Genomic DNA, 25,097 nt, shown 5'->3' with positions numbered 1-25,097 from the left:
GCTATGATGGGATATCTTGCGGTTGCGATTGACGGGCCTTCGGGCGCGGGCAAATCGACAGTGGCGCGGGCGGCGGCGGCGCAGCTCGGATTCATCTATGTGGATACGGGCGCGATGTATCGCGCGATCGGCCTTTGCGTTTGCCGCCGCGGCGTGGCGGATGAGGATACGGCGGGTATTATTGCGGCCCTTGACGGCCTGCGTGTTTCGCTGCGATACGAAGACGGCGTGCAGCACGTGTTGCTGGGCGGCGAGGACGTTTCGGCGGCCATTCGCACGCCGCAGATCGCGCAGTACGCCTCCAAGGTTTCAGCCGTGCCCGAGGTACGGCGGTTCTTGCTCGATTTACAGCGCGGCATGGCCCGAGAGAACAACGTTATTATGGATGGGCGCGATATCGGCACGGTCATTCTGCCGGACGCGCAGGTCAAGATCTTTTTGACCGCCTCGGTCGCGTGCCGTGCCAAGCGCCGGTACGACGAGCTTTGCGAAAAGGGACTTACCGTAACGCTGCAAAGCGTTGCGCAAGATATCGAAAGGCGCGACCGGCAGGATATGACGCGCGCTATCGCCCCGCTTCGCCAAGCGGAGGATGCTATTAAGCTCGATACGAGCGATTTGACGCTCGCGGAGAGCATAGAAGCGGTCGTACGCATCATTCGGGAAAAGGAGGAGACAGCATGAAAAGTAAATATCATCGCTGGTTTCAGCGCATCGCGATCCCGTTCGTGGCGCTGGCCTATCATATCTATTATGGCTTTACGGTAAAAGGGCGGGAAAACATCCCGGCAGGCGGCTGCGTCGTCTGTCCCAACCACTGCCAGCTGTCCGATCCGCCGCTGGCCGCGTCCGCGCTCGGCGGCAAGGTGCCGCTGCGGCTGATGGCGAAAAAGGAGCTGTTCCAGAAGGGCTTGCTCGGCCCGCTGATCACTTGGCTGGGCGCGTTCCCGATCGACCGGGGCGGCGCGGATATCACCGCGATCAAAACGGCGCTGAATACGGTAAAGCAAGGGCAAAAACTCATCATCTTCCCGCAGGGCACGCGCGACGCGGCCGAGGGGGAGACGAAAAAGGGCGCGGCGATGCTCGCGGTCAAGACCCGCGCGCCGATTCTGCCCATGTACATTTCAGAGGGCAAGGGCCGCCGCTGCCATGCCACGGTCGTGATCGGCAAGCCGTTCCTGCCCGATCCCAAGGAAAAGGATTACGCGGTGATCGCGGACGATATCCTGCGCCGCATTTATGCGCTGAAGGATACCATATGAGTGTGACCGTCGCCAAAACCGCCGGGTTCTGTTTCGGCGTGCGCCGCGCGGTCGAGCTGGCAGAGGCGGAAGCTGAAAAACGCGGTCGCATTTACGCTTACGGCGAGATTATCCATAACCAGCATGAGATAGACCGGCTCACCGAAAAGGGCGTGCAGACCGCGGGGGAGATCGCGCTGATTCCGGACGGCGCGCCCGTTTTGATCCGCGCGCACGGCGTGCCCCGCGCGGCACTGAGGCAGCTGGCCGAAAAGCGCTGCGAAATATTCGACGCGACTTGCCCCTTTGTGCATAAGATCCATAAAATAGCGGACGAGCAATCGGCCGACGGGCGGCTCGTCGTCATCTTCGGCAGCCCAGGCCATCCAGAGGTGGTGGGCATACAGGGCTGGTGCGGGGAATCGGTCGTTCTGGCAAGCGAAACGGAGACCGCGCGCGCCGTGGAAGACCCCGCCTTTTGCCGGCGGCCGATCTCTGTCGTCGCGCAGACGACAGTAAACCGAACGCTTTGGAATAAATCTATCGGCTTACTAAAAAAAAGGTGTACAAACCTCAAAATTTTTGATACAATATGTAAAGCGACGGATGAGCGCCAGTCGGAGGCTCGTCTGCTTGCCGGTGCGTCGGATGAGATGATCGTAATCGGTGATAAAAAAAGTTCCAACACCAAACGGCTGTACGAGATCAGCCGCTCGCTGTGCGGAAACGTCCTGCTCATCGAGGACGCCGAGGAGCTTCAGGCACAGGAGCGCGGGCACGGCCGCAGGGTCGGGATCACGGCGGGAGCATCCACACCGGCATGGATAATTAAGGAGGTCAGTAACATGATGAGCGAAGAAACGAAAATTGAAAATGGTGAAGACTTTGCGGCGATGCTCGAAGAGTCCTTCAAAACTTTAAATACAGGAGAGAAAGTCACCGGTACGGTAGTAGCGATTTCCTCGACCGATGTGCAGGTCGATTTAGGCGTTAAGCATACCGCTTACATCCCGCTGAGCGAGCTGTCCGACGACCCGTCCTACGACGTAAACGCCAATATCCACCCCGGCGATGAGATCGAAGCCGTTGTCGTTCGTGTCAACGACGGCGAGGGTACCGTTACCCTGTCCAAGAAGCGCGTCGATCAGCTCAAGGGCTGGGAGACCATCGAGAAGGCGTTTGAGGACCACGCGGTCGTCGAAGGCATTATCGTCGAAGAGAACCGCGGCGGCGTTGTCGCCACGGCGTTCGGCGTGCGCGTGTTTGTGCCCGCCAGCCAGACCGGCGTGCCCAAGGATCAGCCGATGAGCCAGCTGGTTAAGACCAAGCAGTCCTTCTATATTACCGAGATCAACCGCCAGCGCAAGCGCGTGGTCGGTTCGATCCGCCAGATCCAGCAGGAAGCCCGCAAGGTTGCCGCTGAAAAGATCTGGGAGACCATTGAGGTCGGCAACGAGTACGACGGCACCGTCAAGTCCCTGACGAGCTACGGCGCGTTCGTAGATATCGGCGGCGTGGACGGCATGGTCCATATCTCCGAGCTGTCTTGGGGCCGCATCAAGCACCCGAGCGAGGTCGTCGCTGTCGGCGATCAGATCAAGGTGTTTGTAATCGGTCTGGACAAGGAAAACAAGAAGATCTCTCTCGGCTACAAGCGCGAAGAGGACAATCCGTGGAACGTATTCAAGTCCAACTACGCTGTGGGCGACGTAGCGGAAGTCAAGATCCTCAAGTTCATGCCCTTCGGCGCGTTCGCTGAGATCGTACCGGGCGTGGACGGCCTGATCCACATTTCGCAGATCGCCGATCACCGCATCGCCAAGCCCGAGGATGCGCTGACCGCCGGCCAGCAGGTGGATGCCAAGATCATCGACATCAACGATGAGAAGAAGAAGGTATCCCTTTCCATCCGCGCTCTGCTTGTCGATGACGACGAGTACGACGACGAATAAGTTTCAAATGCGTTCAAAGGCCCGCTGCATGCTGCAGCGGGCCTTTTTGTCTTTAGAAAACGTCCATCATGCGGCGGCGGGCACAAAATAGAAAACAGCAGGCGGGGTGCCGCGTTCAATCTTTGTGATACCAGACTGCGTGTTCCGCGTATACTGACCCTGAAGGGGTTGGTGTGAATGCGGCGAAGAAGGTACCGGAGAAGAGGGCGGGGCGCGCGGTGGCTGGTCGTTTGCGCGCTGGTTGTATTGGCGCTCGCCGCTGTGATCACGTTGCGGTTTCGGCCGGTTTTTATGGAATATGCAGTGAATTTATGCGAAGACAGCGCCTTGCAAGAGATCAACAACGTTTTGCAGGATAAAATATACGCAGACCGAGAAACCTATGAAAATCTGGTCGTACTGGAAAGAGACGACGAAAACCATGTCACCGCGCTGAAAACCGATGTAATCGCGATCGGCCAGATCAAGGCCGCGCTCGTCAACGGCCTATTTGAACGGCTGGAGGATCTGGAGCAGACAACGGTAGAGGTGCCGCTCGGCTCGGTGTTCGCGCCCTCGCTGTTCAGCGGCATGGGGCCGACGGTGGATGTCGGCATGACCGCGCTATCGCAGATGTCCGCCGAGTTCGTCAGCGCGTTTTCCTCCGCAGGCATCAACCAAACACGGCATAACATCCTGATCGAGGTGCGGGCGGGTTTCCGCATCCTGACCCCGTTCGGCGTGACGTATAAAGAGGTGAAGACCTCCTATCCGGTGACGGATACCGTGATCATCGGCACCGTGCCCGAGCAGTATACCTATATCGACGATACGAGGGACGGTCTGTTGGGAAAAATCAACGATTACGCGGAAACCAATTAGGAATTAGTAGTTAGGAATTAGGAATTAAAAACAAGGAATGGCCGCGGGCCGATTGATTTGATGATCGCGCCCCGCGCGATACCACAATTACTAACTACTCATTACTAATTCCTAATTAATTAAATTCCCTCTTTCAGTGGGCGAGAAAATTTGGTATAATAAACTGTATTGGGATTGGAGAAGGTGCTGATGGATACGCTCAGTCAGATCACCGCGCTGCGTGAAAAGCTGCGGTATCATAATGAAAAATACTATAACGAAGACGCGCCCGAAATTTCGGATTATGATTATGACATGCTCCAGCGCGAGCTGCGCGCGCTGGAAGCCGAACACCCGGAGTACGCCGACGCTGATTCGCCGACCCAGCGGGTCGGTGGTTCGGCATCCGGCCGTTTCGCCAAGGTGCGGCACGCGTATCCGCTGGAAAGCTTGCAGGATGTGTTTTCCTTCGAGGAGCTGGGTGAGTTTTTTGCCCGTGTCGAAGGCGCGGTGGGCGAAGCCGAATATGTGGTCGAATACAAGATCGACGGACTTTCGGTCGCGCTCTTGTATGAAAACGGCGTATTCACGCAGGGTCTTACGCGCGGAGACGGTCAGGTGGGCGAGGATGTGACCGCCAACCTGAAAACGATTAAGGACATTCCGCAAAAGCTGGAGGACGCGCCGCCGCGGCTGATTGTTCGCGGCGAGGTGTATATGAAAAAATCGGTGTTCGATGCGCTGAACGCTGAACTGGAGCTGCACGAAAAGCCTCTGCTCGCCAACCCGCGCAACGCGGCGGCGGGCTCCTTGCGGCAAAAGAGCAGCAAGGTCACCAAGGAGCGCCGCCTTTCGATCTTTTGCTTCAACATCCAAAACGCGGACGAGCTGCCCCTTGGCAGCCATACGGAGTCGCTCGATTATTTAAAAAAACTGGGGTTTCCGGTCAGTCCGGTGTATCCGATCTTCCACACGGCGGATGAGTGCCACAGCGAGATATTGCGCATGGGCGAGACCCGCGGCGCGCTGGATTTTGATATCGACGGCGCGGTAATCAAGGTAAACGACTTTTTGCAGCGTGAAACGCTTGGCTCCACCGCGAAATTCCCGCGCTGGGCGGCGGCGTATAAATATCCGCCCGAAATCAAGCAAACGCTTTTGAAGGATATCGTCATTTCGGTCGGCCGCACGGGCGTGTTGACGCCGAACGCCGTTTTAGAGCCGGTCCGCCTCGCGGGCACGACCGTGTCCCGCGCTACGCTGCACAACCGCGATTTTATCCGGGAGCTCGATGTGCGCGTGGGCGATACGGTATCGGTGCGTAAGGCGGGGGAGATCATTCCGGAGATCGTCGAGGTGGAGCTGGACAAGCGCCCGGCGGACGCGGCGCCCTATGAAATGCCGCGCTTTTGCCCGGCTTGCGGCGCGCCTGTGTTCGAGGACGAGGAGGAAGCCGCCATTCGCTGCACAGGCGCGGCCTGTCCGGCGCAGCTTTTGCGCAATTTGATGCACTTTGCCTCGCGCGACGCGATGGATATCGACGGCTGCGGCGAAGGAAATTTGGTCAAACTGATTGACGCGGGTCTTGTCCGTTCGGCGGCCGACCTGTACGACCTAACGCTCGAACAGCTGTTGCCGCTCGGCAAAAAGGTCGATGTGTGGGCGGGCAATCTGCTGCGCGGCATAGAGGACAGTAAAACGCGCGATCTGTCGCGGCTGCTCTTTGCGTTCGGCATTCGCCATGTCGGCCAGAAGGCGGGCAAGGTACTGTCCAACCACTTCGGCAGTCTGGACGCGGTTTTGGCCGCCACGGTGGAGGAAATGACTGAGATTCGCGATATCGGGCAGACCACGGCGGAATCCATCGCCGCGTGGCGCGAGCTCGACCAGTCGAAGACGCTGATCGATCAGCTGCGCGCGCACGGCGTGAACTTTACCGGCGAAAAGACCGCCAAAAGCGATCTGCTCGCGGGCAAAACAATCGTCGCCACCGGCAGCCTGACGCTTTACAGCAGGCAGGAGATCAACGATCTGATCGAGTCGCTGGGCGGTAAAGCGTCCGGCTCGGTTTCCAAAAAGACAGCTTACGTCGTCGCAGGGGAAAACGCGGGCAGCAAGCTGCAAAAAGCGGCTGAACTCGGTATTCCCGTGCTGACAGAAGAAGAATTTCAAAACATGATACGAGAAGCAGCAGAGGAGGAAAAATAATATGGCAATTTCGCGGGGTGAGATCGAGCACATCGCCGTTTTGGCGCGGCTCGATTCCAATGGCGGCGTGTTCGACCGGCTGGCGGAGGATATGCAGGGCATCGTCGGCATGGTGGACAAGCTGGCCGACCTTGATCTGGGCGATATCACCGATGTGATCGACACCGAACGCAAGAACGCGTTCCATGAGGACGAAGTGATTCAGGAATTTACACCGGACGAGCTGGTCGCGCCGAACGCGCCGGACTTTCAGGCGGGCGGCGTGGCTGTGCCGCGCGTCGTCGAATAAGGGAGGGACAGCAGCAGAATGGAACTTTTTAAGCAGACAGCAGCGGAACTGTCCGACAAGCTCCGCAATAAGGAGATCTCCGCCGTCGAGCTGGCGCAAGACGTGCTGGCGCGCACCAAGGCCGTGGAGGACAAGGTACAGGGCTATGTGACCGTGACCGAGGACGCGGCGCTTGCCGCCGCGAAGGCGGTGGATGATAAGCGCGCCGCGGGCGAAGCGCTTTCGCCGCTTGCGGGCATTCCGGTCGCCGTGAAGGATAATATTTGCACCAAGGGAACGCTGACCACCTGCGCTTCCAAAATGCTTTATAACTTTAAGCCGCCGTATAACGCGACGGTCGTGGAAAAGCTGGCCGCGCACGGCGCGGTCATCACCGGCAAGGCCAATATGGACGAGTTCGCCATGGGTTCTTCCTGTGAAAATTCGGCCGTGCATCCGACGCATAACCCGCACGGGCTGGACCACGTGCCGGGCGGCTCCTCCGGCGGCTCGGCCGCGATCGTGGCCGCGGGCGAAGCGCCGCTTTCGCTCGGTTCCGACACCGGCGGATCGATCCGCCAGCCTGCGTCGTTCTGCGGCGTGGTCGGCCTCAAGCCGACGTACGGCGCGGTGTCCCGCTATGGTCTGATCGCGTTTGCATCCTCGCTGGATCAGATCGGCCCGTTCGCCCGTTCGATCGAGGACGCGGCCATGCTGCTGGACGCGATCACCGGCCACGACCCGCTGCACGATTCGACCTCGGTCAAGACGCCGTTTGAGGGCTCGGTCCGCCAAAACCTGAACGCGGACGTCAAGGGCATGAAGATCGGCCTGCCGAAGGAGTATTTCGGCGCGGGCGTTTCGGATGAGGTTCGCGATAACGTGATGAAGGCCGCCGAGACCTATAAAAGCCTAGGCGCCGAGGTATTCGAGATCTCTCTGCCGCTTGTGGAGTATGCGCTGCCGGTTTATTACATTTTGTCGTCGGCGGAAGCGTCCTCCAACCTCGCGCGGTTCGACGGCGTCAAGTACGGCTACCGCGCCGAAGGCTTTGAGGATCTGATCGACCTGTATGTTAAAAGCCGTTCGGAGGGCTTTGGGGCCGAGGTGCAGCGCCGCATTATGCTGGGCACCTATGTGCTGTCCTCCGGTTATTACGATGCTTACTACAAAAAGGCGCGCGCCGCGCAGCGCAAGATCAAAGAGGAGTTTGCCGAAGCGTTCCGGAAGTGCGATGTGATTCTAACCCCGGTCGCGCCGACGACGGCGTACGAGCTGGGCTCCAAGACCGCCAGCCCGATCGAGATGTACGCGGGCGATATCTGCACGGTATCGGTCAACATCGCGGGCCTGCCCGGTTTGGTGCAACCCTGCGGCTATGACGCGGCGGGCCTACCCGTCGGCATGCAGCTGATCGGCCCGCGCTTTGGCGAGCAAAAGCTTTTAAACGCCGGCCTTGCGTTTGAGCAGGCGTCCGGTCTCAAGAATATTATCGCGGCACTGTAAGTTACCCGCATCGTCTTCCTGAGCGCAGCGAAGGAACTCGCGCGTACGCGCGGGATTCTTCCTCGCTCCGCTCATCAGAATGACAGATAGGTTTAAGGAGTGAATACATTTAAATGAAATACGAAGCTGTCATCGGCCTTGAGGTGCACGCGGAGCTATCGACGAAGAGCAAGATCTACTGCTCGTGTTCGACCGGATTCGGTGCGCCGATCAACACCCATACCTGCCCGGTCTGCACGGGCATGCCGGGCGCGCTGCCCGTATTGAACCGCGAGGTCGTGCACTATGCCGCCAAGATGGGCAAGGCCACCGGTTGCACGGTAAACCGGCTGTGCAAGGCCGACCGTAAGAATTATTTTTACCCTGACCTGCCCAAGGCCTACCAAATTTCGCAGTTCGATGTGCCGATTTGCGAAAACGGCGAGGTGTTCTTCTATGTGGACGGCGAAAAAAAGTCCTGCCGGTTGGAGCGCATCCATTTTGAGGAGGACGCGGGCAAGCTGTTGCATGACGAGATCGACGGCACGGTCGTCGACTTTAACCGCTGCGGCGTGCCGCTGATCGAAATGGTCACGCGGCCCGACCTGCGTTCCTCGGCGGAGGCCAAGGAATTTCTCGAAATGATCAAGACCACGCTCGGCTACCTCGATATCTCGGATTGCAAGATGGAGGAAGGCTCGATCCGCTGCGACGTGAACGTGTCCATCCGCCCGGAAGGATCGGATACGCTGGGTACGCGCGTGGAAATGAAGAACGTCAACACCTTCTCGGGCGCGGTGCGCGCCATTGATTACGAGATCGCGCGCCAGATCGATCTGGTAGAGCACGGCGGTGAGGTACAGCAGGAAACGCGCCGCTGGGATGATGTGAAGCTGAAAAACACCGTCATGCGCACCAAAGAGGACGCGCAGGACTACCGTTATTTCCCCGATCCCGACCTGATTCCGGTCGAGATCGACGACGAGTGGATGCGCCGGATCGAAAGCGAGATCCCCGAGCTGCCGATCAGCCGTTACGAGCGCTATCTGAACGAGTACGGCATGACCGCGATGGAAGCGCGACTGATCTCGGAGAACTTCGCCAAGGCGGAGCTGCTCGACCGTTGCGCGAAATCCGGCAAGGTAAAGCCCAAGGCGGCCGCCAACTGGATCCTTTCGGATATTTCCAAGTATCTGAACGACAAGGCGGTCGAATTGGAAAGCACGAGGCTGAACGCCGATAAGCTGATCGATCTGATCGTGCTGATCGATCAGGGCACGATTTCGGGCGCGGCAGGCAAAAAGGTGCTGCCCGCCATGTTCGAGACCGACGAAGCGGTCGAGGCGATCGTCGAACGCATGGGCCTCAAGCAGGTGTCCGATGAGGGCGCGATTCGCGCGATCGTGCAGGACGTGCTGGCAAACAATGAAAAGGCCGTTTCCGACTTCAAGGCCGGTAAAAACGTCACCGGCTTCCTTGTGGGCCAGTGCATGAAGGCCTCCAAGGGACAGGGCAATCCGCAGATCATCAATAAGCTGATCGCGGAGGAGCTTGCAAAGCTGTAACAGGGAAGGGGCCGATGGCATGAAGCAAAGCGGGCAAGGCCGGGCGGTGCTGGAAAGCTTGCTGGAGGGCAACCGCGCCTTTCGCGAAGGGCAAGGCCCCGCCATCGCGGACCGGGCGGAGATTGCCCGCCTTTGCAACGAAGGGCAGCGGCCGCGGGCGGCGGTGCTGTGCTGTTCGGATTCCCGCGTCACGCCGGAGCTGGTTTTTTGCCAAGGGCTGGGGCAGATTTTTTCGATCCGCACAGCCGGAAACGTGGTTTCGGATTTTGAACGCGGCAGCGTGGAATACGCGGTCGCCGATCTGGGCGCGCGGCTGGTGCTGGTGATGGGCCATTCGGGCTGCGGCGCTGTGGCGGGCGCGCTGCAAGGCAAGGGAAACGGCTGCATGAAGCGGGTGCTTAGCCAGATCGCCCCCTCGGTCGAACAGGCGATCCGACAAGCGGCCTTGCCCGAGCAAGTGGCCGAACAAGCGGAGAATTTCAATATTCTAAGCAGCCTTGCCCTACTTCGGGCAGACCCCGTGCTGGCAAGCGTGCCCGATTTGACCTTTGCCGCCGCCAAGTACAATACCCAAACCGGCGAGGTCACGCTTTTACAGGTGAATGAGCCGGAAAACTCAAAAGCATGCTAAAAAGGAGGAGGGACAACCAAACGGTTGTCCCTCCTCCTTTTTAGCGTGTCGACAAAGTCGACACGCTGTCTAGGGGGCACCCCGTGCCCCCTAGATACTCGGCCAGTTTCGGAGAAACCGGTCTCGATACCCCCGGGTTACGCGCCCGGTGGCGCGGGTCGAGGTGTTTTTTCGAGGTACACGCCCCCGAAAAAACGGATTTTACGTCGCTTCGCTCCATTTTCCATTCTATGCGCACTGCGGCGTGACCACACGCCGCCGTTTTGTCCACCATGGGGGAGAGCCGCGGTAGCTTGCCGCGTCTTTACTGAAACATTGGATAGAGCCGCAGGCGCGCGCCGTAAACGGGTACGCGTAAACCTACGCCGCCGACGGGTACGGCGCTGGGCACGGCCTCGTACAGAACATTATCGATCCGCAAAAGCGGTACCTTGCCGGTTCGCAGCACCTCGACTTCGTGGTTTTTAAGACGCTCCAAAACATGAGCCAAAAAGTCCTCGTTCGATTCGTACAGCTTTTCCACATCGATAAAGACTGATTGATTGCGCTGAAAAACAGGGAAAAGAAAGTTCAGGCCGACCCCGCAGTCTGCGGTGGACATGTTCTTTTTCCCCTCCAAAAATTCCTTGATCTTTTTCTCCATATTTTTATGGATATCGAGCGGAAACAGCACTTTGGCGAGTGGGGAAAAGGCGCTTGCTTTTTGCATCTGCACATGGACCGTGGGCATCTCGCCTTCGGAAAACAAGTCGTGGATGCAGCCGCTTTCGCGCAGCAGGAAAAAGAACAGCACGTTTTCATCGTCCATTTGGTCGTCCGTCAAAATCTCGGTGTGGAGGGCTTCAGCGATGGAATGATACGCCTCCCGCTCCGCGCGGTATTCGAGCAAATCCATGTTTTGTACGTCAAAATCCATATCACACGCGAGCAGGGATTGAACCTCGTCCAGCAGATTTCGGCCTTTTAACAGATCGGTCACAGCGCGCTCAACGGCGGCGAGCGCCTTATCATGCAGATGCGCGGTGCGCGCGAGCAGGTCGATGGCCGTGTCGGCAGGCTGAGGGTCCAGCGCTTCAAGCGCCGCCTGTTGGTAAAGCGACAGAGAAGGATCGCCCGGCGCGGTGAGAAAAGCGCTATCCAGCGGAAAGCCGCGATCAAGCTGTACTTCACAAACAGCGGCGGCAGCCGTGCAGCGCAGCGCCATACGCTTGGCGACTGTCATATGCAGGCTATCCTGTGCATTGAGAGAAAGCAGCGCAAAACGCGCGGCAAGGGTGAGCTCGGTCATGTTCGATCCCTCCATTTTCAAAAAGGTAAATAATATTTACGTTTCGCTATAACAACAATATACCACCGCGTGGCAAGGCCGTCAAGTGAGAATCAACAGAAAAGGGAATTATAGCGGCAAAGCAAACAGATTTTATTGTAATGGGAGGGCCCAAAGGGTATAATATTCCTTGACAAAACAAATCAGGAAAGGGAGGAATGAATGTTTTGGAGATATTTGAGACCCTAAAAACGCTGTGCGCCCTGCCGGCGGTGAGTGGGTTTGAGCCAAAGGCCGCGGAAACGGTAGCGGATATGCTGCGGCCCTATTGCAGCGAAGTCTCGGTCGATGTGCACGGCAATGTGCTGGCGCGCAAAAGCTGCGGCAAGCCGGACGCCCCCACCATCCTGCTGGACGCGCATCTGGATCAGATCGGTTTTCTGGTGACCGATGTGCTGGAGGGCGGCTTCTTACGTTTTGCGCCGGTGGGCGGGGTTGACCCGCGTATGCTGCTGGCGGGAGAGGTGACCATCCTAGCGGAAGAGCCGTTGTTCGGCGTGGTATCCTGCCTGCCGCCGCATCTGCTGAAGGCGGGCGAGCAGGACAATGCCGTACCGGTCGACGAAATGCTGATCGACACCGGCCTTTTAAACGCGAAGGAGAAAATCACGATCGGCACGCCGATCGTGTTCGCGGGCGAGCCGGTGAGGCTCGCGGGCGACTGCGTTTCGGGCAAAAGCTTGGACGACCGCGCGGGCATTGCCGCCATCCTCAGCGCGATGGAGCGGCTTGCGGGTGAAAAATCGCTGCGATGCGATGTGGCCGTATTGATCAGCGCGCAGGAGGAAGTGACCGGCCTCGGCGCGGCCACGGGTACGTTTGCGGTGCAGCCTTCGTTTGCGATCGCGGTGGATGTCAGCCATGCCAAAACGCCGGACGCACCGGCGGAGGGCGTGTTTGAATACGGCGGCGGCCCGCTCATCGGCGTGGGCCCCAACCTGCACCGGGGGCTGACGACGGCTATTCAGAAGACCGCCAAGGCGGAGGATATCCATTATCAAACCGAGGTAATGGAAGGGAATACCGGCACCAACGCTTGGACGATGCAGATCGTCGCGCACGGCGTGGCGACCGCGCTGCTCTCCATTCCGCTGCGCTACATGCACACGCCGATCGAAGCGATCCGTCTGTCCGATCTGACGGACACGGCTGATCTGATCTACCAGTTTGTCCGCAAATTCGATGGGGAGGTGGGCGCATGATCGAACTGCTGAAAACCCTGTGCGCGCTGCCCGGCCCCTCGGGCTGTGAGGACGCGGTACGGGACTTTATCCGTGGGCAGGCCGAACCCTTTGCCGACGAAATACGCGAGGATGCGATCGGCAACCTGATGGTATTGCGCCGGGGCGAAAAAGCGCCCGAGCGCCCGGTCGTGCTGGCCGCGCACATGGACGAGGTCGGCGTGATTGTAAAGCGCGCGACCGAGGACGGCATGCTGAAATTCGGCTTTGTCGGCGGGGTTGATCCCCGCGTCGTCATCGGACGGCGCGTGCGCTTCGGCAAAACGGTGGGCGTGATCGGCATTAAGGCCGTACACCTGACCACGGCGGCGGAACGGAAGCACATGCCAAAGACGCGCGACCTGTATATCGATATCGGCGCGGAGAACCGTGCTGCGGTGGAGGCGCTTGTCGCGCCCGGCGATTACGGCGTGTTTGATTCCCCGCCCGTTTTGTTTGGCGACGGCTTTTTGAAGGCCCGCGCGATCGACGACCGGATCGGCTGCGCCGTGCTTTTGACGATACTGAAGGACAAGCCGCCGGTTGATACGTGGTTTTGCTTCACCGTGCAGGAGGAAACCGGCCTGCGCGGCTCCGCGACCATGGCGTATGCGCTCGACCCCGGCTTTTGTCTGGTGATTGAGGGCACGACCGCGGCGGACCTGTACGATGTAAAGGATGGCAAGGCTGTTTGCCGCCTGCGCGGCGGCGCGGTCATTCCGTTCATGGACGGTTCGACGATCTACGACGCCGCGCTGTTCGAGCTGCTGCGGGACGCCGCAGCGGCGCGCCATATTCCGTGGCAGACCAAAAGCCGCGTTTCCGGCGGCACGGACGCGGGCCGCATCCACAAGAGCCGCGCGGGCGTGCGCGTGTGCGCGGTCGCCGCGCCGGTGCGCTATATCCACTCGCCCGCAAGCGTCGCGGCCACGGCGGACTGTGAGGCTGTTTTGGCGCTCTGCCGCGCATTTTTAGAGGAACTCGGAGGGAACGACGATGAGTAAAATATTTGACCTTTACCAGAAGGTGGGCGGCGCGTTCGGGCCGTCCGGCCGCGAGCAGGAGGTGCGCGAGACCATTGCCGCCCTCGCCGCAGACTATGTGGACGATATGACGACGGACGCGCTCGGCAGCCTGATCTGCCGGAAAAAAGGCGGCGGCAAAAAGATATTGCTGGCCGCGCACATGGATTCGATCGGTGTGGTCGCCACGTATATCGACGATAACGGCTTTCTGCGCTTTTCACCGGTCGGCGGCCTATTTAAGGGCGATCTGATCAATATTCAGGTGCGGTTTGCAAACGGCACGCGCGGCGTGATCTCCTATGAGGAAAAAACGCCCTTTAAGGAGCTGACGCTCGACAACCTGTTTATCGACATCGGCGCGAAAGACCGCGCGGAGGCGGAGCGGCAGGTTCAGGTGGGTGATTTCGCCGTGTTTGCCGCGCCGAGCTTTTCACAGAACGGCGTGCTGTGCGGCCCCTATCTGGATAACCGCATCGGCTGCGTGACGCTGCTGCTTGCGATGGAGCAGCTCGCCGAAACGGATAACGACCTATACTTTGTGTTTACCTCGCAGGAGGAGGTCGGCCTGCGGGGCGCGGGCGCCGCCGCGTTCGCGGTTGAGCCCGATCTGGCGCTCGCGGTCGATGTGACCGATACCGGCGACCTGCCCGAGCGCAAAAGCCCCATGGCGGTATCGCTCGGCGGCGGCCCCGCGATCAAGGTCATGGATCGCTCGGTCATTTGCGCGCCGCAGGTCGTCGCGGGATTGACGCAGGCGGGCGAAGCGCTCGGCCTGCCGCTCCAGCGCGAGATATTGCAGTTTGGCGGCACGGATACGGCCGCCCTGCAAAAGACGCGCACGGGCGTTTTGTCCGGCGCGGTGTCCATCCCGACGCGGTATATCCACTCCCCAAGCGAAATGTGCGCCGAAAGCGACGTCGCCGCCGCGGCCGCGCTGCTCGCACACGCCGTTTGCCATACGTTTTAAGTTTTAAAGTAGGGGTTAGGAAGTAGTAATTAGAAATTAGTAATTAGTAATGGTGGAGTTCCGGCAAAGCCGGATATTCAATCATCGCGCTTTGCGCGATACCACAATTCCTAACTACTAATTCCTAATTTCTCATTACTTCCTATCTCCTATTTTTTTGCTTGTGTCCTTTCGTCAAAAAGCTCGGCCGCAAAGTGATATGATAGCAATCGGCGGAGGGAGGGCGCGTATGACGGTCTATGTGGATGTGCTGTTCGCGGTGAACGCACTGATGGATTACGCGACCCTGCTGGCCGCGGCCCGGCTGGGCGGTATACATAGCGGAAGAGGGCGCATCGCCCTCGCGGCGCTGCTGGGCGGCGCTTATGCGGTGCTGGGCGCCGTAATGCCGGTACTGGGAGCCCTGCCGCTGCGGCTTGCAGCGGGCGTGGGGATTTGTGCCGCGGCGTACTATGGCAAAGGGCCGTTCGTGCGTGTCTGCGCGCTTTATCTGCTGGTATCGGCCGCGTTCGCGGGTGTGGCGCTGGCGCTCGGCGCGGCGACCGGGAAACGGCTGCTGTTCGGCGCGGGCTATTACCTCGCGGTGCCGCTGCGCTTGCTGCTGCTGGCCGCCGCCGTGGGATACGCGGTAAGCGGCGTGCTGCTCCGGGGCGACGCGGCTCACGGCGCGGTACGGCGGCAGATCGGCACGGTCACGGTCTCGTTGTTTGATAGGCGCATACAGGTGAATGTGCTGCGCGACACAGGCAATGAGCTGACCGAGCCCGCTTCCGGAAAACCGGCGCTTATTCTGGGGCAAAGCGCCGCCGCGCGGCTGCTGGGCGAACGGTTTGCCGCGCTGCAAGGGCTGACGGCGGGGAACGCCGCCGCCTGCCTTGCCGCCCTGCCGCCCGAGCTGGCGCGGCGCGCGGGGCTGCTGCCGTATCAGGCGGTCGGCACGGCGAACGGCCTGCTGCTGTTTTTCAGGCCGGACGGGGTATGGGACGCCGCCGGCAAAAAAATAGATTGTGTATTGGCGATTGGAACGGAACGAATGGATCAGGGCGGTTACGAAGGCTTGCTGGGCGTGTGAAAGGGAGAGCATCATGCTGAAAAAATGGCTGGGAAAATTACTGAACTTGCTGAAACGGCGCGGGCGCGTCTATTATATCGGCGGCAGCGAGGTGCTGCCGCCGCCGCTTTCCGCCGTGGAGGAGGCGCAGCAGGTCGCCGCCTGTCAGGCGGGAAGCGAAGCCGCGCGCAATACGCTGATCGAGCACAACCTGCGCTTGGTCGTTTTTTTGGCGCGTAAATTTGAATCGAGCGGCGTTGGCACGGAGGATCTGATCTCGATCGGCACGATTGGGCTGATCAAGGCCGTGGGTACTTATAAAAGCGATAAAAACGTGAAGCTTGCCACCTATGCCTCGCGCTGTATCGAAAATGAGATCCTAATGCATCTGCGCAAGATCGGCAACCAGCGCACGGAAATTTCCTTTGACGAACCGCTTTCCTCGGATTGGGACGGCAACGAGCTGCTGCTTTCCGATATATTGGGTACAGAGGCCGACAGCGTGCTGCGTCCACTGGAGGACGATGTGGATCGGGCGCTTTTGCTGCGCGCGCTAGACCGCTTGCCCGAGCGGGAGAAGCGCATTATCTCGCTGCGCTTCGGCATCGGCATGGCCGAAGCCATGACGCAGAAGGAGGTAGCCGATCTGCTCGGCATTTCGCAAAGTTACATCTCCCGTTTGGAAAAGCGCATCATCGCGCGCATGCGCAAGGACATTCTGAAGTGGGTATGAGTGTGGTTCCCGCACTAAACGCCGCGGCTTTTGCCGCGGCGTTTCAGACTGTCAAAAAACAAGTTTTGACAGTCTGTCGATCGAAACAAAGCCCCATTTCGATCGAGAATTCCGGCTTCTGCGCGCGCCTTTTAGGCACACTTGAAGTCGGTTTGTATAAAAACCGAGATACATGCTCCCGGTTTTTATGAATTTTGCCGCAAACGGCAAAATTCTATTTTATGCGCGCTGCGGCGCGAGGGAGTTCTTTGACACGCTGAAACGCCGCGGCTTTTGCCGCGGCGTTTTTTTACCGGCTGCACCGTGCTGTAAAACTTGCATGGAGCGGAAAAATGCGGTAGAATAAAAACGTGTCTGGGGGAAACCAATAAAATGAAAAAAGCGTATTTACTCATCGTTGCGGCTGCGGTGTGCTGGGGCGCGATCCCGGTGTTTTACAGTGGGTTATCTGCCGAGGGTCTGACGAGCATGCAGACGATTACCATGCGGTTTGCACTCGCCGCGGTGGGATATGTGGTGTATCTCGCGGTGCGCGATCCGGCGGCGCTGCGCATCAAACGGCCGCGGCATTTGCTCTACTTTATCGGCACGGGCGTGTGCAGCTTGGCCTTCTTTAATTTTTGCTATATCACCTGCATCAAATATGCGGGCGTCGCGGTGGCGGCGCTGCTGCTGTATACCGCGCCGGTTTTTGTCATGGTGCTTTCCGCCGTACTGTTTCATGAAAAGCTTTCCGCGCGCAGCGTGACCGCGTTGGCGCTCACGGTATTGGGCTGTGTGTTCGTGGCGGGCGTATTTACCGCGGGCGGGGTACGGCTCACGCCTGTGGCGCTTCTCTGGGGGCTCGGCTCTGGCTTTGGCTACGCGTTATATAGTATTTTCGGCAAGTTTGCGCTTGTTCATTACAAGCCGGAGACCATTACCGCCTATACAGCGGTATTTGCCGCATTGGCGACAATCCCGCTGTCGCAGCCGGTACGGCTTTTGGGGCTGTGCCGCAGTCCTGCGGTTTTGCGAAACGCGCTTGGCTGCGCGCTGGTGTGCACGGTCGTGGCGTATCTGTTATACACAGCGGGACTGGCTAAGGTGCCCGCCGGGCAAGCCGCCATCCTTTCCACGGCGGAGCCGGTCGTCGCCACTGTTCTCGGCGTAACGCTGCTACACGAAGCGGTATCGTGGGATAAGCTTTGCGGCATTCTGCTCGTCCTCAGCGCGATCGTGCTGCTGAACCTGCCCGCAAAATTAAAAAAGAACAAAATGGAAAGCGCGGGCGACAGTCTGTAAGGCGTTTGCCGGTATAAGCACAAACCCGGGCAAAATCCAGTCGAAAAAAGTCGGCTGGCAAAAAATTTCGGCAGTATATTCATTTGGTGCGCAGGGGAAAATCCTCATGTTGAACACTTGCTCTTTGGATCAGGGACAGGAGGTTTTTTCGTGCAAACAAAGGTAGAGATATGCGGGGTCAATACGGCCGGGCTCACCGTATTGACCGCGAAGGAGACCGACGCGCTGCTGCGTCGCGTTAAGGATGGGGATAAACAGGCGCGGGACGAGCTAATCCGCGGCAATCTGCGGCTGGTGCTTTCGGTCATCCAGCGGTTTCACGGGCGCGGCGAATCGCCGGACGATCTGTTTCAGGTCGGCTGCATTGGACTGATGAAATCGATCGATCATTTTAATATCGATCTGGGCGTGCGTTTTTCTACCTATGCCGTGCCGATGAACGTTATTTGGGGAAAACGCCTCCACAATATTTGTAGTTAAGCCGCCAAACCCATACTTACACCCAAAGGACAGGTGAAAATCATGTTATTTTGTAATATTGATCTGTTAAACGAACAACTGGAACTGGAACGGGACCGGTATGTCGGCGTAAAAAACGGCCGTATCGCCTATATCGGCGAAACCGCGCCGCAGGAGGATTACGGCGGACGCTATGACGGCCGCCGCCGCCTGCTGCTGCCCGGCTTTTACAATGTGCACAGCCACGCGCCCATGGTGCTGCTGCGCGGCTATGCGGAAAACCTGCCGCTGGACAGGTGGCTGAATGAAAAGGTGTTCCCGTTTGAGGACTGCCTGACGGATGAGGATGTGTACTGGGCCACGCAGCTGGCCATTGCCGAAATGGTGCAGTGCGGTACGGTATCCTTTACCGATATGTATTTTGAATGCCAAGCGATGGCGAAGGCCGTTTTGGAAAGCGGCATCAAGTGCAATCTCAGCCGGGGCCTGACCGTATTCGACGGCAGCGCTTACGAGCAGATTCAGGCGTACCGCGACAATGAGGAGCTGCTGCGCGATTATCAGGGCGCGGGCGATGGGCGGCTTACGATCGACCTGTGCATTCATGGGGAATATACCTCCTCTCCGGCGGTGGTGGAAGCCGTGGCCGCGCAGGCGAAAGAGCGGGGCACGCGCATGCACATCCACCTGTCCGAGACCGAGTCCGAACACAAGGGCTGCAAGCTGCGGCACGGCATGACGCCCGCCGCTTATATGCAGGCGCACGGCATTTTTGATGTGCCCACAACGGCGGCGCACTGCGTCTGGCTGGAAGGGGAGGATTTTGAAATTCTTCGTTCTCACGGCGTTACCGTGGCCTGTTGTCCGGCCAGCAACCTGAAGCTGGCTTCGGGCTATGCCAACGTGCCGGAGCTGATGCGGCGCGGTATCTCCGTGGCGATCGGCACGGACGGCGCGGCTTCCAACAACAACCTGAATATCTTGCAGGATCTGTATCTGTTCGCCACAGCCTACAAGGGTTACTACCATGATTCCACGCTCATTACGCCTAAGGAAGCGCTGTACGCGCTGACGCGCGCGGGCGCGCACAGCCAAGGCCGGGAGGACAGCGGCGCAATCAAGGTGGGCGGCCGGGCCGATCTGTGTGTGATTGATACCGATTCGCCGCAGTTTACCCCGATGACGAACGCCGCCTGCAATGTGGTCTACGCCGCCGGCGGCAGCGATGTCAGACTAACCATGGTGGACGGTAAGGTGCTTTATCGCGACGGCTCGTTCCTGACGCTCGACATCGAGCGGGTCAAGGCGCAAGCGCAACGCAGAACAGACCGCATTCTGGCGGGCCTGTAAAAAGGGAAGGAGACGCTCATGGATCATCAGCAGGTACGGCAGGCGGCGGAAGCCGTCGCGAAGCGGCTATCGCAAAAGCCGGAAATCGGTCTAGTGCTCGGCTCCGGGCTGGGCCCGATCGCCGATGAGATTGGGGACGCGGTCTTTGTGCCCTATGGGGAGATTCCACACTTTAAAACCTCTACCGCGCCCGACCACATAGGCCGGTTCGTTTGCGGCAAGCTGGCGGGCAAAACCGTTTTGTGCATGCAGGGGCGCCTGCACGGCTATGAGGGTTACGAGCCCGCGGACATCGCTTTTCCGGTTTATGTCATGCAGGCGCTCGGCGTGCGTGCGCTGGTGCTGACCAATGCGTCGGGCGGTATCAATACGGACTTTTCGGTCGGCGACCTGATGCTGATCGAGGATCATATCAATATGACCGGCAAGAGCCCGCTCACCGGTTCAAACGATGCGGCGCTGGGTACGCGCTTTCCGGATATGACGTTTGCCTATGCGCCCACTCTGCGTGAACTGGCCAATCAGGCTGCCGCGGATTGCGGTATTGCGCTACGCCACGGCGTTTACTGCGGTGTGAACGGCCCACAGTTTGAAACGCCTGCCGAAATTCGCGCGTTCCGCGCGCTCGGCGCGGATGCCGTCGGAATGTCGACCGTGTACGAGGCGATCGCCGCCGCGCATTGCGGCCTGCCGGTTGCCGCCGTGGCGATGATCACCAATATGGCTTCCGGCGTTCTGATGCAGCCGTTATCCGGCGCGGAGGTAAACGAAATCGCCGCCGCGCGCGGCCCCGTGTTCCGTTCGTTCATCCGCGCGCTGATCTTCCATATATAAAATTAAAAATTGAGTGAAGAAATAGTTGACAACACCTCATAAATTCGATATAATAATAAAGCTGTCACAGGAAAAAGACAGCATAATCGAGGTGTGGCTCAGCTTGGTAGAGCGCTTCGTTCGGGACGAAGAGGCCGCAGGTTCAAATCCTGTCACCTCGACCACTTTGGAAGGGCGAAAAACATTGTTTTTCGCCCTTTTTCTGTATTATAAACACTTTTCAAGGTGCTTTAGTTAAGTGAATTCTTTAAATGCCCACATATGCGCCCACATTTTCTGAAAAAATATGAGGTGCTATGAATACTACCGCGCATCCGTGAGCGAAACAATTTAAAGCGAAAAAAGTCTTAGTGCATGAAGCATTGGTCTAAAGTTATCAACTTGCAAGAAGTTATGCACAGGCTGAATAAATTCCCGGATACGTTTCTGCTAAAAGACTTGTCGGAGATATTAGACGTAGCCAAAGGAACGGCAATTAAAGCGACGAAACAGTTAGAGTTGGAGACAAGGGAAACTCCAGAGGGTATGACAGTAAATAAAGCAGCCTTTCTTGTTAGGCTTGAAGCATACTATCAAGAGCAAGTTAAGCTAAGACATCAATAGGCATATGTCTCTGATATCTTTTATCCAGCTAAAAAATAAAGCGGAAGCGGAACATTTTCTTACAGAATTGTTCCGCTTCCGCTTTATTTTTTGCAATGCAAAGAACTGTTTCCTCTCAATTTTTTTAACTTGATTTTGACCAAAATTAAAAACAACTTTACCTTAAAAAATCAAGTTATACAAAGCTGAAAAACCTTGATACTACGGGCTTTTTTCCCAGTCGGCGCACAAAAAATTATATTGAGAATCTAGCGATGAAGACATGGTTCTGCTGCTCCAGAGAAAGAACGCCGCCGTATTTTTGTATCAGTTCTTCCACGGCCTTTAGACCAAGACCGTGTCCCCAACTCTGTTTTGAGCTAAGCGGTAATCCTTTGGTAAAACGCAGCTTTTTGCGGCAAGGGTTTTTGCAGGAGAAATTCAGCATATGATCGCCCCAACTATATCGCAGATACAGGTCAATGGTACGCGGCTGATCTGCGGGCAGCGCGCTGGTCGCTTCAATCGCGTTGCGGATCAAATTGGAAAGCAGGACGCACAGGTCGGTATCCGCGATATGGAGCTTGGGCGGCAGGGGACCCAAGTCGGTATGCACGCAAATGCGCTCGCTTTCGGCTTCGCCAAGCAACACGGATAAAATCGCGTTGATCAGGCTGTTGCCAGTGAGGGCGGGCGCGGCCGTCGCGCCAAGGCTGCCTTGGATCAGGTCATCTATTCCCGCATAGTCACCGTTCTGGCACCGGTTTTGCAGAGCGATCAGTAGGCTGCGCATATCGTGGCGCACGCGGGCGAAATCCTCCAAATGGCGGGAAAGCGTGGTATACTGCACGGTTTGCGCGTTGATTAGGGCTTGCGTGATTCGGTCTCTTTCATGCAGCAGAATATTGTCTCCATAGACCCGTACGGTGTCGGAGATCAAGACCCCGGCGATGATACCGATTTGGAGCAGTGCGGCAGTCTCCACCGGCCAGTGTGACAGCGCGGGTTCATACTTGGGATAGATGCGGTCGGCCAGAAGCGCGGCGGCGAAAAACAAAACGCCAAATAGCAGCCGTATGCTGTACGGACGGTTTCGCACCACGGCAAGCACGGACAGCCCGACCAAAAAAGCGGCGACAGCAAACTTATACCAAGTTACGGTTTGGCTGAAGAGCTGGAAAAGTTCCATATTCCCGCGTACGCCCCAAAGCTGGAACCAAAGCACAAATAGGCACATGGATGCACCTAAAAAGAACGTGGCGCACATTACCTCTTGCTTTACCGCATATAAATCGTTTAAAATTAGCATGGTAGATAGAAAAATACCGTAGTAGCATACCCTGCAAAAAACCAGCAAGCTTTCAGCGGGCACGCCGAGGGTGAGTAGGGGAACCCTCATTACGGTGCCCACATAACAAATGCAGAGCAGCGCAAAGAAGAAAGCCCGCCGGGCCTTGCGTGCTTTAAGACCGATCAACAAATACAGCAAAGCCAGAAAAACAGCACATCCACAAGCCAAAACCGTAAGAACGGAGCGGAGCTGCAGCAGCGTCCAAACCGCTTCAGGCGTGCCGAGGGTAGGGGGATAGACAAGGCCGTTGTATAACTGATCGTGTGACTCTACGGCTATTACGAGCTCAATGCGGTCGTTTTTCGGTTCCACCAGCAGGTAAGGGCGCTTGTCCGTATCACTGCTGTAGAGCGCGCCGTTGATCCAAAGTCGGTAGGTACCGAAAACATGAGGGATTTCCAGCGCGTAGGTTTGACCGTCGTCCGGTGTTTCAATGGTCAGGCGATACGTGGCGCCACCGCCGGGAAAGGAACCACTCCAATAGTACTCCCCAAACTGTCCGATATAGATATAGGACGGGATGTGTTCGCCGGTATGGAGCGCCTCCGGGGTGAGATTGTCCTCGTAGAACTCCCACCCATCCCACAGAAAAGTCAGTGACTGTTCCTGAGGAATCAAGGCGGCGTTCAGCACGCCTTGGCTGGCTTGCGGCTGGGAAGCGTATTTGCTGTCCAGCCCGAATTTGACTAAGAAGAAGAGAACGCCGCTCAGCACGGTGGAAACACAAAAGAATACGAGAAGCGCCTTGCCTATGCCGAGAAAACGTCGCTTATAGATTAGGCGACCAATGACGATGCTGATACCAAACAACAGTACGCAGATAGCGGCGGCATAGAATACAGCGCTGTGTGACCCTGCGGCATGTGAAGGGGGCATTTCTACTGGAGAGAGTTCCGGTTCGCCGCGCGGAGCGTTCGCACCAGTGGACGGCGACAGCTCATCGGTTTGTTCCAGCGTGGGCAACGTCTCCGCGGATCGAATAGGGAATTGCGTTTCCACACCGGGAAGGAAAGCGGGCGTAATTACCGGAGCCCCAAATGGCTCCGCAGGTTTAAGCGGCGGGGCGGCATTTTGGGGCGGGGCGGCATTTTGGGGCGGGGCGGCATTTTGGGGCGGGGAACGGGGAGCGGTTTCCTCTGCTTCTGTGTCTGTTATGGAGATAGAAGGAAACAGCGGGAGCGCCGGAAGTGATTTGCCCGCAGACGGCTCCGCGCCGTGTGAAGGATAGCGCGAGCTTTCGGAGGTCTGTTTGCCCGGCCGATCGAGAGGAGGTGTCGGTGAGCTGTCATCCTCCATGTCGCCGCCGTCGTAATCGCCGTTATCCGGCGGGCACAGAAGCTCCCCTGTTTCGGTGTAGGACACCGTAAGCAGATTGGAACGCTGTGTTTTGCCATCGCGCGACAGCTCCAAATAGAAAAGCGCCTTGTTTCCGGGCTCCAACCGGAAACCCGTTGGCACATAGGAAGAAACCGAACCCTCCTTAGTCAGCTGCAACACCCATGTTGCGCCGTCATCGGTGGAAACGTATACCGTTGTTACTGTTTCCTTGGGTATGGGCCGGTAAAGGCTGAGCCGCAGTTCACCGTTCTGTACATCGGCAGAGATTAGGCGGGGGCGTTCGGGATCGAGCACATAGAGAGGAACCGTATACGCTTTCGGCAGCCCGATATCGATCTCTGGAAAGCGGGGCGCAAAGTGTACGGGCAGTGCGTATTGCACTTCCACTTCTGTGCCAATTCCGTTCACATCCAACGTCAACGGGATTCTGACGGAAAGCGGCGGCCGACTGTCTGAAAGAAGCCGGCAAATGGTAAAACGCAGGCTTGGCTCATAGGGTTTCCCTCCGGTTTCCGTATAAAGCGGAGAGAGCGAAACCACTGCCGAGCGGGAAAAACTTGCCGCGCCCGTTATTTCGGGCATAGCGTAACAGGCGTCCAGCGTAACGCCGCCTGTTGCGGCGACCGTCCGCGCCCCTTCGCCCTCGGCAATAAGACGGCAGTAGGTCAGGTCGGCGTCGCCTTCGCACGCTACGGCTATGGCGTCGATACCGGTGGCCATAGCGGACAGAATGGAAAGGGTAAGATCACTTTGTGAACGAATGGCCGTTGCGCCCGTTCCATATGCAAACACTTGCCCGTGATCGGAAACGACGCCATGCGGGCCTTCGGTTAGAATAGCCGTTGCGCCGTCGCCTGTCGCGTGGATCTCATTTTCCGCGTAAAGCGATAGCGTACCGCCCTCTTCTATGTAAAAGATTGTACCGCCGCCCCGGAAAACGAGAGGGGCGCGCACATCCCATTGCGCGCCCGGCTGGATGCGGATGGTATGTTCCCCTGTGAGGATCGTTACCTGTGAAAGCGGGCGTGTGATGCGGTGCGAACGGTCCCATATGAGATCAGCAGCGAGGCTTACCGTACCTCCCGCTTCTTGGTTATACACAAACCATTGCGCCAGCTCATCGGCGGTTTTTACGGTGTTGGGGTCGCTTGGCGGCTCGGCGGGGGGCTGTGGAGTTACATCCGGCGCGATATTGTAATTCTGTGCCGGATCCATGTCCATGGCCCGCGCCGGCAGCGTATAAAAATAGGTGAATAAAACGGCCCATAAACCAACCATAAGTTTGTATTTAACCTGCATATGATAACATCTCCTTCCAAGAGTGTAACATGATATACCACATATGTGCGCAGGTAAATACAGCCAATATAGGAGGGAAGGAAT

Annotated in this window: 20 protein-coding genes, 1 tRNA gene and 1 pseudogene; 20 read left to right on the top strand and 2 right to left on the bottom strand. The window is 57.9% G+C overall.

Annotation, left to right across the window (positions count from 1 at the left end; genetic code table 11):
- Nucleotides 1-3: 3 nt before the first annotated feature.
- The 9 genes from cmk to RWV98_RS12180 all read left to right on the top strand — a co-directional run bounded on the left by cmk (nucleotide 4) and on the right by RWV98_RS12180 (nucleotide 10,193).
- Nucleotides 4-684 (top strand): (d)CMP kinase, encoded by a 681-nt coding sequence (gene cmk / locus RWV98_RS12220; RefSeq protein WP_317861047.1) that lies wholly within the window; start codon nucleotides 4-6, stop codon nucleotides 682-684.
- Nucleotides 681-1,265 (top strand): lysophospholipid acyltransferase family protein, encoded by a 585-nt coding sequence (locus tag RWV98_RS12215; protein ID WP_317861046.1) that lies wholly within the window; start codon nucleotides 681-683, stop codon nucleotides 1,263-1,265. The genes cmk and RWV98_RS12215 overlap by 4 nt, the downstream gene beginning before the upstream one ends.
- Complete coding sequence (locus RWV98_RS12210; RefSeq protein WP_280960839.1) at nucleotides 1,262-3,196, top strand: bifunctional 4-hydroxy-3-methylbut-2-enyl diphosphate reductase/30S ribosomal protein S1; 1,935 nt, start codon at nucleotides 1,262-1,264, stop codon at nucleotides 3,194-3,196. The genes RWV98_RS12215 and RWV98_RS12210 overlap by 4 nt, the downstream gene beginning before the upstream one ends.
- Before the next feature lie 177 nt (nucleotides 3,197-3,373).
- On the top strand, nucleotides 3,374-4,057 hold the full coding sequence (yunB, locus tag RWV98_RS12205) for a sporulation protein YunB (protein WP_280960838.1): 684 nt from the start codon (nucleotides 3,374-3,376) through the stop codon (nucleotides 4,055-4,057).
- A gap of 189 nt (nucleotides 4,058-4,246) precedes the next feature.
- Entirely contained in the window at nucleotides 4,247-6,244 is a 1,998-nt protein-coding gene (gene ligA, locus RWV98_RS12200; protein ID WP_317861043.1) for an NAD-dependent DNA ligase LigA, read from the top strand.
- A gap of 1 nt (nucleotide 6,245) precedes the next feature.
- Entirely contained in the window at nucleotides 6,246-6,533 is a 288-nt protein-coding gene (locus tag RWV98_RS12195) for an Asp-tRNA(Asn)/Glu-tRNA(Gln) amidotransferase subunit GatC (RefSeq protein WP_280960836.1), read from the top strand.
- 18 nt (nucleotides 6,534-6,551) lie between these two features.
- Entirely contained in the window at nucleotides 6,552-8,018 is a 1,467-nt protein-coding gene (gene gatA / locus RWV98_RS12190; protein ID WP_317861041.1) for an Asp-tRNA(Asn)/Glu-tRNA(Gln) amidotransferase subunit GatA, read from the top strand.
- Nucleotides 8,019-8,131: 113 nt separating this feature from the next.
- Entirely contained in the window at nucleotides 8,132-9,562 is a 1,431-nt protein-coding gene (gatB, locus tag RWV98_RS12185) for an Asp-tRNA(Asn)/Glu-tRNA(Gln) amidotransferase subunit GatB (protein ID WP_280960834.1), read from the top strand.
- A 19-nt stretch (nucleotides 9,563-9,581) separates the two neighbouring features.
- On the top strand, nucleotides 9,582-10,193 hold the full coding sequence (locus tag RWV98_RS12180) for a carbonic anhydrase (protein ID WP_317861039.1): 612 nt from the start codon (nucleotides 9,582-9,584) through the stop codon (nucleotides 10,191-10,193).
- Between the two features lie 304 nt (nucleotides 10,194-10,497).
- Here RWV98_RS12180 and RWV98_RS12175 read toward each other — a convergent pair whose 3' ends face one another.
- Entirely contained in the window at nucleotides 10,498-11,481 is a 984-nt protein-coding gene (locus RWV98_RS12175) for a hypothetical protein (protein WP_317861037.1), read from the bottom strand.
- 206 nt (nucleotides 11,482-11,687) lie between these two features.
- On the opposite strand from RWV98_RS12175, the gene RWV98_RS12170 reads away from it, so the two are divergent.
- From RWV98_RS12170 to RWV98_RS12120, 11 genes and pseudogenes are all read left to right on the top strand, one after another.
- Nucleotides 11,688-12,722, top strand: a complete 1,035-nt coding sequence (locus RWV98_RS12170) for a M20/M25/M40 family metallo-hydrolase (RefSeq protein ID WP_317861035.1) — start codon at nucleotides 11,688-11,690, stop codon at nucleotides 12,720-12,722.
- Nucleotides 12,719-13,744, top strand: a complete 1,026-nt coding sequence (locus RWV98_RS12165; protein WP_317861034.1) for a M42 family metallopeptidase — start codon at nucleotides 12,719-12,721, stop codon at nucleotides 13,742-13,744. Before RWV98_RS12170 ends, RWV98_RS12165 begins: the two co-directional genes overlap by 4 nt.
- Nucleotides 13,737-14,732 (top strand): M42 family metallopeptidase, encoded by a 996-nt coding sequence (locus RWV98_RS12160; protein WP_317861032.1) that lies wholly within the window; start codon nucleotides 13,737-13,739, stop codon nucleotides 14,730-14,732. The genes RWV98_RS12165 and RWV98_RS12160 overlap by 8 nt, the downstream gene beginning before the upstream one ends.
- Nucleotides 14,733-14,961: 229 nt before the next feature.
- Nucleotides 14,962-15,804 (top strand): sigma-E processing peptidase SpoIIGA, encoded by an 843-nt coding sequence (locus tag RWV98_RS12155; protein ID WP_317861030.1) that lies wholly within the window; start codon nucleotides 14,962-14,964, stop codon nucleotides 15,802-15,804.
- A 13-nt stretch (nucleotides 15,805-15,817) separates the two neighbouring features.
- Nucleotides 15,818-16,516 (top strand): RNA polymerase sporulation sigma factor SigE, encoded by a 699-nt coding sequence (sigE, locus tag RWV98_RS12150; protein WP_280960827.1) that lies wholly within the window; start codon nucleotides 15,818-15,820, stop codon nucleotides 16,514-16,516.
- Between the two features lie 372 nt (nucleotides 16,517-16,888).
- A complete protein-coding gene (locus RWV98_RS12145; protein WP_280960826.1) occupies nucleotides 16,889-17,800 on the top strand; it encodes a DMT family transporter in 912 nt (303 codons plus the stop codon).
- Nucleotides 17,801-17,950: 150 nt separating this feature from the next.
- Nucleotides 17,951-18,238: pseudogene (locus RWV98_RS12140) on the top strand (sigma-70 family RNA polymerase sigma factor); the annotation flags it as partial.
- Between the two features lie 84 nt (nucleotides 18,239-18,322).
- Entirely contained in the window at nucleotides 18,323-19,609 is a 1,287-nt protein-coding gene (locus tag RWV98_RS12135) for an amidohydrolase (RefSeq protein WP_317861027.1), read from the top strand.
- 18 nt (nucleotides 19,610-19,627) lie between these two features.
- The gene (locus RWV98_RS12130) at nucleotides 19,628-20,443 is read left to right on the top strand and encodes a purine-nucleoside phosphorylase (protein WP_317861025.1); all 816 of its coding nucleotides are present in this window, start codon (nucleotides 19,628-19,630) and stop codon (nucleotides 20,441-20,443) included.
- Between the two features lie 87 nt (nucleotides 20,444-20,530).
- Nucleotides 20,531-20,607 (top strand) — tRNA-Pro (locus RWV98_RS12125).
- A gap of 190 nt (nucleotides 20,608-20,797) precedes the next feature.
- Nucleotides 20,798-21,046, top strand: coding sequence for a hypothetical protein (locus RWV98_RS12120; protein ID WP_317861023.1), 249 nt, complete (start codon nucleotides 20,798-20,800; stop codon nucleotides 21,044-21,046).
- A gap of 235 nt (nucleotides 21,047-21,281) precedes the next feature.
- Here RWV98_RS12120 and RWV98_RS12115 read toward each other — a convergent pair whose 3' ends face one another.
- Nucleotides 21,282-25,013 (bottom strand): sensor histidine kinase, encoded by a 3,732-nt coding sequence (locus RWV98_RS12115; RefSeq protein ID WP_317861021.1) that lies wholly within the window; start codon nucleotides 25,011-25,013, stop codon nucleotides 21,282-21,284.
- Nucleotides 25,014-25,097: the final 84 nt, after the last annotated feature.

It is taken from the genome of Agathobaculum sp. NTUH-O15-33, assembly GCF_033193315.1.
In the GTDB taxonomy this organism is placed as follows: Bacteria; Bacillota; Clostridia; order Oscillospirales; family Butyricicoccaceae; genus Agathobaculum; species Agathobaculum faecihominis_A.
The sequence above is the reverse complement of the archived record's forward strand: the minus strand, read 5'-3'. Positions and strand labels throughout refer to the sequence as shown.

Bases quoted from the DNA above. Each gene is read 5' to 3' on its own strand.
- RWV98_RS12195 (WP_280960836.1), top strand. From the start codon at position 6,246: ATGGCAATTTCGCGGGGTGAGATCGAGCACATCGCCGTTTTGGCGCGG.
- RWV98_RS12155 (WP_317861030.1), top strand. From the start codon at position 14,962: ATGACGGTCTATGTGGATGTGCTGTTCGCGGTGAACGCACTGATGGAT.
- RWV98_RS12165 (WP_317861034.1), top strand. From the start codon at position 12,719: ATGATCGAACTGCTGAAAACCCTGTGCGCGCTGCCCGGCCCCTCGGGC.
- RWV98_RS12120 (WP_317861023.1), top strand. From the start codon at position 20,798: ATGAAGCATTGGTCTAAAGTTATCAACTTGCAAGAAGTTATGCACAGG.
- cmk (WP_317861047.1), top strand. From the start codon at position 4: ATGATGGGATATCTTGCGGTTGCGATTGACGGGCCTTCGGGCGCGGGC.
- RWV98_RS12215 (WP_317861046.1), top strand. From the start codon at position 681: ATGAAAAGTAAATATCATCGCTGGTTTCAGCGCATCGCGATCCCGTTC.
- RWV98_RS12175 (WP_317861037.1), bottom strand. From the start codon at position 11,481: ATGACCGAGCTCACCCTTGCCGCGCGTTTTGCGCTGCTTTCTCTCAAT.
- RWV98_RS12180 (WP_317861039.1), top strand. From the start codon at position 9,582: ATGAAGCAAAGCGGGCAAGGCCGGGCGGTGCTGGAAAGCTTGCTGGAG.
- ligA (WP_317861043.1), top strand. From the start codon at position 4,247: ATGGATACGCTCAGTCAGATCACCGCGCTGCGTGAAAAGCTGCGGTAT.
- RWV98_RS12115 (WP_317861021.1), bottom strand. From the start codon at position 25,013: ATGCAGGTTAAATACAAACTTATGGTTGGTTTATGGGCCGTTTTATTC.
- sigE (WP_280960827.1), top strand. From the start codon at position 15,818: ATGCTGAAAAAATGGCTGGGAAAATTACTGAACTTGCTGAAACGGCGC.
- RWV98_RS12130 (WP_317861025.1), top strand. From the start codon at position 19,628: ATGGATCATCAGCAGGTACGGCAGGCGGCGGAAGCCGTCGCGAAGCGG.
- RWV98_RS12135 (WP_317861027.1), top strand. From the start codon at position 18,323: ATGTTATTTTGTAATATTGATCTGTTAAACGAACAACTGGAACTGGAA.
- RWV98_RS12210 (WP_280960839.1), top strand. From the start codon at position 1,262: ATGAGTGTGACCGTCGCCAAAACCGCCGGGTTCTGTTTCGGCGTGCGC.
- gatA (WP_317861041.1), top strand. From the start codon at position 6,552: ATGGAACTTTTTAAGCAGACAGCAGCGGAACTGTCCGACAAGCTCCGC.
- gatB (WP_280960834.1), top strand. From the start codon at position 8,132: ATGAAATACGAAGCTGTCATCGGCCTTGAGGTGCACGCGGAGCTATCG.
- RWV98_RS12145 (WP_280960826.1), top strand. From the start codon at position 16,889: ATGAAAAAAGCGTATTTACTCATCGTTGCGGCTGCGGTGTGCTGGGGC.
- yunB (WP_280960838.1), top strand. From the start codon at position 3,374: ATGCGGCGAAGAAGGTACCGGAGAAGAGGGCGGGGCGCGCGGTGGCTG.
- RWV98_RS12160 (WP_317861032.1), top strand. From the start codon at position 13,737: ATGAGTAAAATATTTGACCTTTACCAGAAGGTGGGCGGCGCGTTCGGG.